Below are 14,432 nucleotides of genomic sequence, written 5' to 3'. Positions count from 1 at the left end.
GTTTGAAATTATAAAGATAGGTATATTTGGCTGAGAAGCCTGGGGTATACCTGCTAGGTTTCTAATTATTTCAGCGGCAATTGATACTGGATTTATTTGTGAAATTTTCAATACAATGTTGTATGCCATGTTTATTTGAGTGAGACGTTTTAAAGCTTCTTCTGGATAAAATATTGTGCTGAAAAAGAAGATTAAGTAGTAAGATAGACTTCTAATAGTTACATAAAGGTCAATTCGCTCAACAAGTGCAGATAATGCGATACCATAACTTGACATTGAAAGTGAAGTGTAGGCTACAGTAGCTATAATTAAAATTAAATTTAAGGGGGATGGCAAACCGATAATGATGAAGGTTAAAATTAGAAATGGTGTTGCATAGATGATGCCTCTAACCATTCCTGCAAGTATTTTTCCTACAGCTATTTCCCAGTCTTTATAGGGAAGAGTGAGGAGATAGTGATGATATCTTCTCCTAATTTCATGGGCTGCTTCTCTACCGATGGAGAATGCCGAAATAAACAGGGCCATCATAGTTACACCTGGAGCTGTAAATTTTAGGTATTCTGGTATAATCTCTTTTCTAATTATATTACTAAATATAAGTGACATAATTAGAAGGTCGCTTAGATTTGTAACAATTATCCCTGTCACCCACCATTTATATTTCCAGAATCTATTCAGATCTCTTTCAATCAGTATTTTTATGCTCAACGCCAAACTCCACCTTCAATGACCCTCTCTATGATTATAGATGCAATCGACGACATTCCAACTGCTAATCCAATTAATAATATTACTGTCATTTCAGGTGTAAAAGAGTAAACTTCTCCTATTAACAGGAATCTTAGAAGTTCGGCAATATGACTTAATGGATTAATGGTTGCTAAAATCTTATAGTAGTCAGGCATTACTGAAAGGGGATAATAGGCTACACTTAACCTTACAAGTAATGTGCTAATTGCTCCGAAGAGTATATCTGAAATGTCACCTGATTTTACTGTCATTGTTATGGTTACTATTAATCCACTAATCCCTAGGGAAAAAAGTAGTGCTGAAATTAAGGCTAATACTATACTCGCTATAGAGCTTACACCTATAATTGCTAGAATTGTAATTAGCATAGGTGTAGTGTAAATTAGTGAAGATATTCCACTACCAATAATTTTTCCTAGTATAAATTCTCTTCTAGGTATTGGAAGTGATAAATAATAGTCAAATAATCCATATTCAGCTTCAGAAATTATATCATATCCTGTATAAATTGACATTATGAATAAAATTGATGAATAGACCCCTACAAGATAGAATCTGTAAAAATCTTTTAGCGTCACCATTTTAGAGATTGCAAGTCCGAATATTAAGACTTGAATTACAAACCAAGTATATCTCATTGTTATTAAGAATTTGTATCGCCTAATCTTCCTTAAATCTCTCTCGATTATTAGAAGCATTCCACGCATCTACATCCCTCTAACTTCCTCCTTCCATTAATCTTGTTCCAGTGAAGTAGAAGAATACGTCATCTAGAGTTGGTTCCTTCATTCTAACCTGTCTAGTAGAATATCCATTTTCACTTAGTTTTTCAATAATTCTTGGAATTGCAGCTTCTCCTCTATCAAGATAAAGTGTTAATTTGTTTTCCATAAATCTAGCTGATGAAGCCTTAATTGTGGATGTAATTTTATCGATAATGCTTTTGACTAATGGTTTATCTACAATTATTTCAACTACGTCTCCTCCAGGAATCTTATCCTTTAACTCACTGGGAGCTCCTACTGTTACTAGTTTGCCCTTATGTATTATTGCAACTCTATCGCATAATACTTCTGCTTCATTCATGTTATTTGTGGCTATTACTAGAGTTGAACCCTCATCTCTTAACTCCCTTATAGCTTTCCAAATTTCATGTCTACCTATAATATCTATTTGTGCTGTGGGTTCATCAAAAATTGCTATTTTCGGTTTTTGAATTAATAATTTGGCTACTTCAACTCTCTTTTTAAATCCACCGCTTAATTGCATGAATAACTTATCCTTATGCTCCCATAATCTAAGTCTATCCATGACTTCCTTTACCCTCTCCTTTAGCTCCTGTCCATTTAATCTACATGCCTTACCATGCCAAGTTAATATTTCCATTACTTTATCTACATGTAGTGCCTTAGGCTCTTGGAATGAAACTCCGATAATTTCTCTAACCTTGTCAGGCTCTCTAGTTACGTCATATCCGAATACATGTATAGTTCCACTGGTAGGCTTTAGAACTGTTGCAATAGTTAAAATAGTTGTTGTTTTCCCTGCACCATTTGGCCCTAAAAGTCCAAAGATTTCTCCATCTTTTATCGTTAGACTCAGTGAGTCTACAGCTTTAATTTTACCATAATATTTTGTCAATTCTCTTATTTCAATGGCATTACTCACTAGTATTCCTCCATGTTTAAATAATTTAATTTTATTAATATAAATGAGTGAAAGTTAAATAAATTTTATCTTTTCATGCTACTATGTTTCATATTAAGTCCTCCACTTGGTACTTTAGTATTAATGGTTTACCCTTAACGTAGTCACTCGCACTTTTATCAGCTAATTCTTCTGCTGCCTTTTGAGCTTCCTCTAAAACTTTTTCTTCATCTACTATCACACATTTTCCTTCTTCAACTAAAATTTCACCATCAACCATTACCATTTCAACTTCACTTCCATTGGCACTATATACTAGGTTAAATACAATGTTTCTAATTGGTTTAAGTAATACTGGTGTTAAATTCGGCTTTTTCATATTTATTACGATTAAATCTGCCCTTTTACCTTCTTCAAGGGATCCGACAATGTCATCTAATCCTAAACACTTAGCTCCTTCAATGGTTGCAATTCTCAATATTTTCCATGCTGGAAGTACTGTTGGATCTCTATGTTTAACCTTGTTAAGTATGGCCGCCATCTTCATTTCTCTAAACATGTTTAGACAATTATTTCCATTGGCTTGATCTGTACCTAAAACTGCAGCTTTACCTCCAGCCCTCAAATATTCATATAATGGTGAAACCATACCATCAATTAAGGCTATTGATGTTGGACAACTAGCCATTCTAACTCCTCTTTTTGCTATTATTCTAATTTCTTCCTCACTAGCGCCGTGACAGTGAGCTCCGATTAGTCTAGGCGTTAAAAAGCCTATATTATCTAGAAAGCGGATAGTAGTTGTATTATATCTTAACTTTATCTGAATACTTTCTCTCCCACCTTGCGCTAGATGAATATGCATTAAAAGGTCTTTTTCTTCAGCTAATTCTTTAACTTCAAGTAATGTTTCTTTTGTCAACATGTCTGCAGCAACAGGACCTAAACAACCTCTTATACGATCATTTAGGGCTCCATGCCATTTATCAATTATTCCTAGAGCTTCACTAATCATTCGTCTCCCCTTACTTCTATCTAGTAAATATGGTTGATAGGGATCCTGGCCTGTCAATCCTACAACTTCACTTATTGGACTACAAATAAATGCTCTAACACCAAATTTCAAGTAAACTTTACTTATCAAATCATCTAAATAGGGTCCATATTCAGCAAATAATGTTGTTCCACTCTTCATTCCTTCTAATACACCGAGTGCTGAAGATTTAACTGCAAGTTCACTTGTTAAATGTCTAGAGAATGGTGAAGCAGTTTTAATCATCCACTCAATTTCAGGAACATCTTGACATTCTCCTCTCGCAATTGTACCAGTAGTATGCACATGTCCGTTTATTAAGCCAGGCATAACCACCATTCCGGAGGCGTCAAATCGCTCTTCACTACTGCCAATCTTTTTTGAAACTTCTCTAGACTTACCGACTGCCACAATTTCTCCATCTTCAATTGCTACTGCACCATTTTCAATAAATCCAACTCCATTTCCCTTCATTGTCAAGATAAATCCATTTCTAATAAGGAAATCCACCATAAGACATCAATAATACTTTATGGGGAAATTATTTTAAGTCTTTGACAATCATGAGACAATCACTTTTAAATTGATAATTTACCCTTTATGTTTATGGTGGTTTATTTGAAGATTGTTGCCTTCAAATTGAAGGGGTCAAGAAAGATTATTAGTGGACTTATGATAGATGAAGACATAATCCTAGATTTGAATGCTGCTTACCAATCTCTTCTTAAGTCGATGGGATTTAACGATTTAGAAGCAAGGATTAAAGCTGGAAGAGAGCTTCCAAAAAAAGTAGGCAAGCTTATTTCTAGAGGTGTTAAAATTAAACCATTAATTGAATTGCTAATTTCAAATTATAAGTCTTTACCTAATTTGAATGAACTAACTTTCAATGTTGAATCAGTTGAGTTGAAGGCTCCTATTCCAAGACCAGGCAAAATTGTTTGTGTAGGTCTAAATTATATTGATCATATCGAAGAGGCTGGAAGGAATGTTCCAACTGAACCTATAGTATTTAGTAAAGCTCCCACCTCAATAACTGGACCTTATGATCCCATAATTTTACCAAAAATTTCTAGGCAAGTAGACTATGAGGCGGAATTAGCAGTTGTTATTGGAGCTAAATGTAAAAATATTGAGAACAAAGATGAAGCTGAAAAATATATTCTAGGGTATATGGCTGCTAATGATGTTACTGCTAGAGATATTGAATTTAAGGAGCCAATACGATTTTTCAGTAGTAAATCTCTAGATACTTTTTGTCCAATTGGTCCTGGAATTATGTTAGCTGAACATGTTGATCCAAGTAATTTAACTATAATGTCTAAATTAAATGGGGAAGTTATGCAAAAATCGAATACTAAGAATATGGTCTTCAATGTCAAGGAACTAGTCTATTTATTATCTCAAGATATGACATTGGAGCCTGGAGATATAATCCTTACTGGTACACCTGGAGGTGTTGGTTTTGCAAGGGATCCCCCAATATTTCTAAAACCAAATGACATAATTGAAGTTTACATTGAAAAGATCGGGTTGATAAGAAATCAAGTGATCAAACTTAACTAATTTCAATATCATTCAATAAAAATAAGGGGAGTTTTAGGATTTCTTTTTCATTTGATCTAAAATTATTGCTATCACCAGCATTATTGTAGCTATAACCACTACCACCCATGCAGGATCTGTGAAGTAGAGGAATCGTGCTCTTCCAATGAATAATGCAATTCTTGTCATTATAGTTACTCCGAAGGATGAACCGAAGGCGGCCATAAGGAAATATCTTCCCAATTTAGATACATGTGTCAATGGTCCTCTTGGCTCCATTGTGGCATAGAAGTAGTATAATGCTGAAATTACACCTATAGCTCGAATTAAGCCATCTATTGGTGTTAGTAAACTTAAAGTTACATTTACAATTGTGTCTGCTATTCTTCCTATTAATTGTGTTTTTAATGCTCTTGCAATGAAAACACCAATTCCTGCTCCAAGTACAATTGCAGTGGGATATCTATAGATCCAGAAGTATTTTCTTGAAAAGAAGAAGACATACATTAATCCTATAAGTATAGTTAGATACCAATAATATTCTCCCTTTTCTATATAAGGTTTTAAGAGTCTCCAAGCTGCATCAATACTGATTAATGCTGAATATGCTGCCGCTGCTCCCACAAAGGCGTTCTCAGCAATTCTGAAGAATATGTTTTCTCTATACAGATAGCTGTAGAGTCCAAGTGTCATAGCTGCTGCAGCTAATACAACTATGGTTTCTGAAGTAACCATTTTAGACCCCCCTAACCTTTTTTCTAGTGGCGAAGTATCCAATATTCCCTATTATTATCATGATTATTATGGCTAAATGTGCCATTGACTGTGCATCCATTCCTGCTACTGCAGGTCCAGGTTTACCTACTAATAGTTCATATTCTGCAGATCCTCTTAACCCAGTTAAGAAGCCAATTATTTCTTTTGGATAATATGGATATAATCTGCTAACTAGTACTGCACCTACGCCGCCGGCGGCAGGACAGCCATAGGGGTCTGTAACTTGTCTCACTACCCAGTCAACACTAGAGTTTCCATAATAAATTACTAAGCTCCAATCTTTTGCTGTCCCAGTTGGAAGATCTTTGAAGAATTCCATAGCTCTCAAATCATTTCCATATGCATCTCTAGTTGTATAGAAAATGTCTGCAGCTAATGCTGCTAATCCTAATTCATATTGAGGTATGAACCCCAGGTTTACAACTAATTTACCATAGTCTGGATGATCCTTAGTTGCTCCAAGAATATCCATCATGGCTTGCTCTATAAATGGTACAGCTTCTGTTCGAGACGCGAAGAATAATACTCTTAATCTTTTTTCCATACAATGTTTAAATATTGCTACCATTCCTGGTTGACATTCTGCTGCTGCAGCTGGACTTTGATCTGCAATCATTACAATTAAGCTTCCTGGAGGTAGATTATCTATATAATCGTATAACCTCATGGTTTCTTCACTTGTTTTCCCTAGGGGCAGTCCTAATGGTCTTAAGAGTGGTAGACTTACTACTATCCATATTAAAAGATAGACATATCTAACGTCGATTTCTTGTAATTTTTCGTATATTGTTTTTGGTGCTTCAGTCTGCACGGCCCATCCACCCCCTTTCATATCCAAGAATGACTCGGATGTATAATGCTATTGATGCAAGGATAGCTGACATAATTATCACTGTTACACCTGCTCTATTTGGAACATTTAGTATCCAGTTTGATAAAATTGGGAATCCACCCCACATAGCTTCTCCAATTGGTGCTTTCGCAAGCATGACTATAATTCCAGCTGTAAGTAGCACTGTAGCTTCAAGTGTTCTAGCTCTAAAGGCTCTATAGGCCGCAGATGCTATGAAGAATGCCAGAATTGCATAAATTGTAGAGTCTCCAGGTGAAACTATACCATGAAATACTCCTTGAATAAATGGTTCTGCTGTTGGACTTACTCCTTCAAATGCAAATCTATACAAGCCCCATATTAGTGGAACCCATAGAGAGATCAATAGAACAGAACTCTCAATAATTGATATTCTTCTTTGAATTCTCCTTACATGAATTCTAGTGAGCATTGTAACTGATAGTATTAATGCATGGACTCCAATTATTGATGCAGCACTTCTAACTGAGCGCGCATAAGCATTTAATGTAGGTTCTTTAATTAGTGTATCTCCAGCCATGAAAAACGCTAGAAATGCTAATATTAAAATGGGGATGTATCTTCTGGCTAATGCAGACATACATATCCCCTCACATTTTAAGCCAGAGATATAGATCTTTTATTCCAATTGCATAAAGTAGTGATCCTATTACCATGAGTAATATCGCTATCAATCTTATAATGTCTTGTCCAAATATTGTGCCGACTTGCTCTGGAATTTGTGATATATACGCTCCTGCAACAATTAATTCTTCACTTATTAATGTATAGTCGCATGTTGTTACGAAGAATGGAATTTGATATGAATTTGTTGTACCTGCAATTTGAATTGCTCCTGCTCTATAACCTGCTTCAGCAAATATTAGTGATTCAGCAGCAAAGTATCCCAATAGAAGATTTGCAGCAACTTTCTCCCTTAAAACTATCCCCATAACTCCAGTTGCAAATGAAAACTGTCTACCAGACAACCAGAGGATATCCTCGGGTCTAAACTTTTCAGGTTTCCCAGCTGCTATGTAGGCTTCTTTAATTAAATCCATTGCTACTGGTTGAATTTGTGGATTTCTGAAGGTGAATATAAGTCTTACATCATATTCTGCACATTTTTTAGCAACATATCTCAATATACTCAGTCCAGCTATCACCTGAACATTTGAAATACCTCCCAATCCTACAGTATAATGTACTGGTCGTCCAAGTTCTGTTGCTCTACCTATTGCCTCATCAATAGCATCTATCCCGGCTAATCTGCGGATTTTTGGTTTTATTTTTCCTTGCTTCGTTAAGTATATTGAGATACCTATTATTAGAATACTTGCAATAAATAGTATGAATGGCATGGTATATCCTTTCTTAATTGTCATTTGCCAGAAAAGTAGGTATGTTGTCATCTTCACACCCAAAATTAAATTTATTACTTGACCTCAGTATTTTTTACATCACTTTATTATATATCTTTTCCTTTGTCTAATTTTCTTTTTACACACTTTTAGAAAAGCTTAATAACATAAGATAGACAACTAATATTTAACATTGATATATGTAGGGTGAAATCATGCCACAGCTCCCCTGTCTAACGTGTAAACATGCTGAAGTGAGTTCCACTGAATTAAGCCCACATAACAAGTTTATTCGATGTCCCTACAAAAATGAAGGTAGATGGCGATTCTACAGATTGACTAAGGAGTACCCGGACTTCGAGTGTAATCATTACGAAGCAAAGACTTAACAGCGAGAGAATCTTTCTCCATATTTTTATTTACTAAAGTTGACTTTAATTTATTATGATGAAATCAATGAAAAGTAAATTGTTACAAAAGATTTCATCTCTAGCAATTAGTAGTGGTGCTCCTCTAGTGGGCTTTATTAACCTTAAATTCCTTGAAAAACACAGCGTCTATTACTCTGAACTTTTATCTAATTTCATTTCTGCTATTTCATTAGCAGTTGTATTGCCACTTAAAGCAATAGAAATGATTAACCTGGAATCACCCGGCCCCTTATATGCACATGCATATAAAACTGCAAATAACCTTTTAGACCATATTGCCTTTAAAATATCAAGCTTCTTGATTAGTAAGGGATATAAAGCTCAGCCAATACCCGCTTCATTAATAATTGATTATGAAAATCTTAGAGGTCATTTTCCTCATAAAACCTTTGCATTAGCAGCTGGTTTAGGATGGATTGGAAGAAATCTTCTATTAGTAAATCCCACTTATGGACCTAGGATACGATTAACAACTATACTCACGAATGCAGAGCTTCAACAGACTGGAGAACCTTTAGAAAATAGGTGTGGAAACTGCAGGGCATGTATTGATGCATGTCCATCAAATGCTTTAAAGTACTGTGAATTCAAGTTTTACCCAAGAGATAGAGATAGTGTTTTGGACGTTTATGCATGTAGTCAAAGACTATCCAAATTTAGGGAAGACCCATTGATCGATGCTTCTATTTGTGGTATGTGTATTAAATCATGTCCAGTAGGCCGTTGAAATATTTGTCAAACTTTATTCATTTCCTCATAAATGCTGATAATTCTATTCACGCTATAATAGTTATAAAACTTCTATCAAAAACTACTTCTTCGTCAACATAATCTACTTTGTACATGATTAAATCGAGTTCATCTCACTAAGTGCAAGTGTAATCATAAGAATCTTTGATTTTAAATAGAAGTAGCTCTCATGTCCATAGACTTGAAGGCCACCCAAGCGATTTACAACACTATCATATAATGAAAAGTAAAACTATACTAGATGTGGATTTAATTATAGCTTCAATGACAATGTCCTAAAATTGCGAACCTATAGTTAGACTTAATTGTAATCCAATTATATTTGAAATGACACTATCCATTATGAGTTGAAATATTGAAATTGAAATTATTTTGACATTTTAGAATGATTAGTCTTCAAAATCATGTTATCAATCAAATAAAATTACTAATTTGAAAAAGGTTTAGCCGAAATTGTATTAAGAATTAGTTTACAGACTATTATTTGTGATCTAATATGGTTCTCGTTCTTGATAGGGAAGTTTTGAAGTCCATTTTATCTATGAAGGATACTATTAATGCTGTTGAAGAGGCATTCAGAATGTATGGTTTGGGTAGGGTGAAGATGCCATTGAGACCAACAATTAGAATCGAGGAGTATAATGGAATTATACTTTATATGCCAGCATATATAGCGGGTATGGATGCACTTGCAGTTAAAGTTGTATCTGTGTATCCTGATAATCCAGTTAAATATGGTAAGCCAACAGTTTTGGGAACAGTTTTGTTAAATGATCCTAAAACTGGAGATTTACTTGCGATTATGGAGGGTGGCTTTATAACTGCGATGAGAACTGGAGCTGTAAGTGGCGTTGCAACAAAGTATCTTGCAAGAGAGGATTCCAGAGTTGTCGGAATTTTTGGAGCTGGAGTTCAAGCTAGGACGCAGTTGATGGCTGTATGTGAAGTTAGACCAGTAGAAGAAGTAAGAGTTTATGATGTTAATAGACATATAGCTGAAAAATTTGCTCATGAAATGTCTAAAGAACTTGATGTAGATATCAAGGTTGTAGATGAAGCAATAGATGCGGTGAAAGGATGTGATATTATAGTTACTGCTACTACATCTAAGATCCCAGTCTTCAGAGGTGAATGGCTTGAGGCTGGAACACATATTAATGGTATAGGTTCACATACACCTGATGCCAGAGAACTTGACTCAACAACAATTAAGAGGTCTAGAGTTGTTGTTGATTCTTATGAAGCGTGTCTCAAGGAGGCTGGGGACATAATAATACCCATTAAGGAGGGGTCAATTACTAAGGAGCACATATATGCTGAACTAGGTGAAATAGTTACTGGTAAGAAGCCTGGTAGAATAAGTGATGATGAAATAACTTTGTTTAAATCAGTTGGACTTGCAATTCAAGATGCATCCACAGCATTAAAAGCTTTTCAACTAGCTCTAGAAAGAAATGTTGGGAAAACAATAACATTGTAGCTTCATTAAGTTCGGAGAATGAAGGAACGATCTATTGCTTAAATGGTTTTCCAATAATGGTAAAATAGCCCTTTTTCAATGCAGGCTAGAAGTTACAGATAGAGTTGAAATCGTAATTGAACTTAGCGTGGCTGAGTAAGCGCGTTAATTGCAATAGCGGTTAGCACAATTAATTCGAATATCTTGTATGCTTCAACAATGTTTTTGGCAGTATACTTAACAGTTGTTCCTGAAATTCTCTCGACGTGGGGTATTATTTCTGCTGCATCTGCAAATCCACTTTTCATAAAGGTTATTTTCATTTCAACTGGTTCTTTAATTTTTAATGGCTTAGCTACTCCGCTTTTTAACTTTGACACAGCATTTTTTACAGCATTTCTCAATTCTCTTTCTATTTTAAGAAGACTTGAACTTCTTGCTGCATACCTACTGGCAGAACGTTTTAAGACTACCTTTTCCGCCCATGGAGTGTACTTGCTGACATCACTTTCAAGAAGTTTTTCTTCCCCTGCAACTAATATTGCTGGTATATTAAAGTGACCTGCAACCCATGTATTTAATAAAAATTCACTTGCCTCAATTCCATTAACTTCAACCTTATAAATTGTAGCTCCACTATATGTGTGATCAAATGTTGATCTAATTGTACCTGCCTTAGCATGATATCCTAGAAAAAGTATTGTATCACACTCATCCACCCAAGAAACCATGCTTAGGGGTCTTGGAAAACCTCTTATGATTTCAACGTAATCTGGTAGGTCATCAATAAGTATATTTACCATTGGACCATGACTATCTGCAATTAGAACTTCATCAAATCCATTTTCCCTTAATGCCTCAGCAGTTATTCTTGTAATTTTTGTTGCAATTTTTCTTGCTTCCTCATATAATGGTTGTTTTAGGGATAGGTGACTGACACTAACAATATACGGCATACCCTCTAAATCGACTGATATAAATGCCTTCATGAGCTCACCTCAAATATACAATGCCTTTATCATGCAAATTTAACTTTTTTCATTTTAAATTATTTAGGTTAGTTGAATAATTTTACTTTGATATTACTCTCTTAATCTAATTTCTATAAACTTATCATATACTTCAATCAGTTCTTTAACTGGTTCTTCATGATAATCTACTCTTATGCTAATTAATGGAAAATTATATTTCTCTACATATTTCCATCCGCTAACAAGTAATGCTGCTGAACATTTCCCACGTTTATCTCCTCCAGCTTCATCTCCTGCTTTCAAAGCTGATAAAAGCCTATCCGCTAAGTTTCCTCTACTCTCTTCAAAGACTTTAGACATTTCCTTTAAAACTTCACTTCCAGTAAGTAAATTGCCAGCGGCAATATAGTTTTCACCCACTATATGTCCCTTCCATTCCAATGTTTTAGAGCCTGTGAAAATCGCCTTTCTACCATGAATGTCTATTATGGCAACTTGTCTCCTTTCTTTCATTGGATCTTCCTCTAATAATGCATTTAAGATTGTTTTTGGTGCTAATCCTAATTTCAACATTTTTAGTCCTTTAATTCCAATCCAAACATTAGTTCTCGCTTGTGTAGCTATTGCACCAACATTCATTTCAACATATGGTACAAGGCCACCTACACAGGGGACAGCTGTTGCAACTGCAACTCCTAGCATTTTATTGTCAGGGGATATGGCTACAATTGAAAAAGTCATAACTTTTCACCATAGCTATATTAGGCTATTTTAATGTATGAATAGTTTTCTTTAGGTCACCAAATTTTTAAATTCTATTTTTCTTCTCATTTGTTAGTTTGGTGTTTATGGATGTTTATCATTGAGAAATTAAAGTATAATGACTTAACTCAACTTTCAAGTTTGACTTCATCTCAAATTTCAAATATAACTCTAATTGCAAAATCTACTTGAACCATTAACTGTCACTATAAAACTTGGACATGAAGATTTAGACGATATTAGAAGCAGGATTAATGATGAAAAATCTTCAACTTATGGCTAAAAATCTTGGGGGTGTTATTGGATTTATATGCTTGATCATGAAAGGTGAATATTCTGAAATTAAATGGCTGACAATAAGTGATGAGTACATTAGTAGAGGTGTAGATGGATTGTTGCTACATATGACTTCTATCGTAGAATGGGTTTTGAAATTGAAATGTTAATTAATATTAATCTAAAAGAGGAAGTGACTGATGACTTTACTTTCTACTATGTTCCATTGCATCGTTTACAAATTCTTTGAATAATTTAATCATTTCGCTATTTATCATCCATTCAGGATGCCATTGAACTCCAAGTATAAACCTCTCACCAACATATTCTATGGCTTCTATTACGCCATCCTCAGCCCAAGCTGTGGCTACAAAACGTCTACCTATATCTTTAACTGATTGGTGATGAAAGCTATTAACCCTTAAAATTTCTCTACCAAATATTTTGTATAATTTAGATCCACTCTTTATCTTTACAATATGTGTAGGATAATTGGGAGGGACGTCTAATTTTTCACCTGTGAACCATTTATGCTTAATTGAATTTGGTATTTGAGTGTTTATATCTTGATATAATGTTCCTCCAGCTGCTACATTTAAAACTTGTATTCCTCTACAAATAGCTAATATTGGTACTTCTCGTCTTATAGCTAAATTAGCTAATGCAATTTCAAATAAATCTCTAGTAGGGTCTATTCTACCTATACTGACGATTGGTTTTTCACCATAAAGATAGGGATCTACATCTACCCCACCTGAAAGTAAGATTCCATCCACTATAGACAACATTCTATCTACATGAGCTGGAGGAATTGAAGGCAAAATTATTGGGAGTCCTCCTACCCTTTCTATTGCATCAATATATGCCTTATTAATTCTGAAATATCCCTTCATTAAATCATATGAGCATGTTATTCCAATAATGGGTTTCATTTCATACACACCTCTTCCTACAGCCACACTTTCTATATTATGATAATCTTTTAGCTTTATCGATTAACTATGGTTTAAAACCAACTACAATATGTACATTTGTTTCCATTGATTTTATAATTTTAATTCTCTGGAAATTATTTTTATATAGAACATATTTAATTATCCATGGACTCCAAACATATACTAGGTACTTGTTAACACTACCATCTTTCAAATTAAATGTTACCCGCCTCCAACATCCTTCCTCAGGATTAAATCCTGCATGAATACTTATCAGAAAAGAGTTTTCATCTTCAAGTATTATGTTTTTATACTTCATTAACAGTCCGAATACATGGTCTGCTTGTTCAATGATAAAGAATCCATTCTTCCGTAGTATTCTATATGCTTTCAATGCTATATCGTCGAAGTCAAATATGTTAAAGTGACCTAAACTTGAACCCCAGAGAAAAATAGCATCAAAATCTTCTCTTTTGAATATCTTATCAATTTCATGAACATTTAATCTTAACCCCTTTATTTTTAATTTTCTTTTCTTAGCTTCACTTAAACATTTTTGTAATAACCATTCTTGTATTTCAACACATGTAATATTACAGTTATATAGTTCACCAAGTGCTATTGCTTCAGGTCCAGATCCAGCGCATAAAACCAGAACTTTATCTTCTTTGTTCAAATTTAAATCTAATGATTTGAATGTCTCGTTAATAAGTTTCTTGGCTTGATCGATTCTTCTAGCTCCAGTGGGTGTAGTAATGTCATAAATATTCTGGAAATACTTATAAAAGTATTCAAGTTTCTCTTTATTCCACTTATACTCCATATAGGAACACCAGTACTAATATAAGTTTATATTGCGCATATGTTTCTTATGTAAATTTA

General features: G+C 34.4%; 16 protein-coding genes. 4 read left to right on the top strand and 12 right to left on the bottom strand.

Going from position 1 to position 14,432, the window contains the following annotated elements; all coding sequences use genetic code 11:
• The 4 genes from ACW8TM_RS11160 to ACW8TM_RS11145 all read right to left on the bottom strand — a co-directional run.
• A partial coding sequence (locus ACW8TM_RS11160; protein ID WP_491533375.1) for an ABC transporter permease occupies positions 1–711 on the bottom strand: 711 nt, incomplete at its 3' end.
• Complete coding sequence (locus tag ACW8TM_RS11155) at positions 708–1,460, bottom strand: ABC transporter permease (protein ID WP_491533374.1); 753 nt, start codon at positions 1,458–1,460, stop codon at positions 708–710. The genes ACW8TM_RS11160 and ACW8TM_RS11155, both read right to left, overlap by 4 nt.
• Before the next feature lie 10 nt (positions 1,461–1,470).
• The gene (locus ACW8TM_RS11150) at positions 1,471–2,421 is read right to left on the bottom strand and encodes an ABC transporter ATP-binding protein (RefSeq protein WP_491533373.1); all 951 of its coding nucleotides are present in this window, start codon (positions 2,419–2,421) and stop codon (positions 1,471–1,473) included.
• Positions 2,422–2,509: 88 nt separating this feature from the next.
• On the bottom strand, positions 2,510–3,943 hold the full coding sequence (locus ACW8TM_RS11145) for an amidohydrolase family protein (protein WP_491533372.1): 1,434 nt from the start codon (positions 3,941–3,943) through the stop codon (positions 2,510–2,512).
• A gap of 108 nt (positions 3,944–4,051) precedes the next feature.
• On the opposite strand from ACW8TM_RS11145, the gene ACW8TM_RS11140 reads away from it, so the two are divergent.
• Positions 4,052–4,999, top strand: coding sequence for a fumarylacetoacetate hydrolase family protein (locus ACW8TM_RS11140; RefSeq protein WP_491533371.1), 948 nt, complete (start codon positions 4,052–4,054; stop codon positions 4,997–4,999).
• Positions 5,000–5,032: 33 nt separating this feature from the next.
• On the opposite strand, the gene ACW8TM_RS11135 is transcribed toward ACW8TM_RS11140, so the two are convergent.
• Genes ACW8TM_RS11135 through ACW8TM_RS11120 form a run of 4 tightly spaced genes read right to left on the bottom strand, consistent with a single transcriptional unit; the run spans position 5,033 to position 8,017 of the window.
• Entirely contained in the window at positions 5,033–5,713 is a 681-nt protein-coding gene (locus ACW8TM_RS11135; protein WP_491533370.1) for a hypothetical protein, read from the bottom strand.
• A 1-nt stretch (position 5,714) separates the two neighbouring features.
• The gene (locus ACW8TM_RS11130) at positions 5,715–6,566 is read right to left on the bottom strand and encodes a hypothetical protein (protein ID WP_491533369.1); all 852 of its coding nucleotides are present in this window, start codon (positions 6,564–6,566) and stop codon (positions 5,715–5,717) included.
• On the bottom strand, positions 6,556–7,206 hold the full coding sequence (locus ACW8TM_RS11125; RefSeq protein ID WP_491533368.1) for a hypothetical protein: 651 nt from the start codon (positions 7,204–7,206) through the stop codon (positions 6,556–6,558). The genes ACW8TM_RS11130 and ACW8TM_RS11125 overlap by 11 nt, the downstream gene beginning before the upstream one ends.
• A gap of 10 nt (positions 7,207–7,216) precedes the next feature.
• A complete protein-coding gene (locus ACW8TM_RS11120) occupies positions 7,217–8,017 on the bottom strand; it encodes a DUF6754 domain-containing protein (RefSeq protein WP_491533367.1) in 801 nt (266 codons plus the stop codon).
• A gap of 405 nt (positions 8,018–8,422) precedes the next feature.
• Here ACW8TM_RS11120 and ACW8TM_RS11115 point away from each other — a divergent pair, with 405 nt between their 5' ends.
• Together ACW8TM_RS11115 and ACW8TM_RS11110 are read left to right on the top strand one after the other, a co-directional pair.
• A complete protein-coding gene (locus ACW8TM_RS11115; RefSeq protein ID WP_491533366.1) occupies positions 8,423–9,124 on the top strand; it encodes a 4Fe-4S double cluster binding domain-containing protein in 702 nt (233 codons plus the stop codon).
• Positions 9,125–9,643: 519 nt separating this feature from the next.
• The gene (locus tag ACW8TM_RS11110; RefSeq protein ID WP_491533365.1) at positions 9,644–10,627 is read left to right on the top strand and encodes an ornithine cyclodeaminase family protein; all 984 of its coding nucleotides are present in this window, start codon (positions 9,644–9,646) and stop codon (positions 10,625–10,627) included.
• Between the two features lie 122 nt (positions 10,628–10,749).
• On the opposite strand, the gene ACW8TM_RS11105 is transcribed toward ACW8TM_RS11110, so the two are convergent.
• Positions 10,750–11,595 (bottom strand): M55 family metallopeptidase, encoded by an 846-nt coding sequence (locus ACW8TM_RS11105; protein WP_491533364.1) that lies wholly within the window; start codon positions 11,593–11,595, stop codon positions 10,750–10,752.
• A 93-nt stretch (positions 11,596–11,688) separates the two neighbouring features.
• Positions 11,689–12,318, bottom strand: coding sequence for a DUF1028 domain-containing protein (locus tag ACW8TM_RS11100; RefSeq protein ID WP_491533363.1), 630 nt, complete (start codon positions 12,316–12,318; stop codon positions 11,689–11,691).
• A 275-nt stretch (positions 12,319–12,593) separates the two neighbouring features.
• On the opposite strand from ACW8TM_RS11100, the gene ACW8TM_RS11095 reads away from it, so the two are divergent.
• Complete coding sequence (locus ACW8TM_RS11095) at positions 12,594–12,785, top strand: hypothetical protein (RefSeq protein WP_491533362.1); 192 nt, start codon at positions 12,594–12,596, stop codon at positions 12,783–12,785.
• A 36-nt stretch (positions 12,786–12,821) separates the two neighbouring features.
• On the opposite strand, the gene ACW8TM_RS11090 is transcribed toward ACW8TM_RS11095, so the two are convergent.
• A complete protein-coding gene (locus tag ACW8TM_RS11090) occupies positions 12,822–13,547 on the bottom strand; it encodes a gamma-glutamyl-gamma-aminobutyrate hydrolase family protein (protein WP_491533361.1) in 726 nt (241 codons plus the stop codon).
• Positions 13,548–13,614: 67 nt separating this feature from the next.
• Entirely contained in the window at positions 13,615–14,373 is a 759-nt protein-coding gene (locus tag ACW8TM_RS11085) for a class I SAM-dependent methyltransferase (protein WP_491533360.1), read from the bottom strand.
• Positions 14,374–14,432 lie beyond the last annotated feature (59 nt).

It is taken from the genome of Candidatus Culexmicrobium sp. (assembly GCF_058356305.1).
Note: the sequence above shows the minus strand (reverse complement) of the source record. Positions and strands in the feature narration are given on the sequence as shown.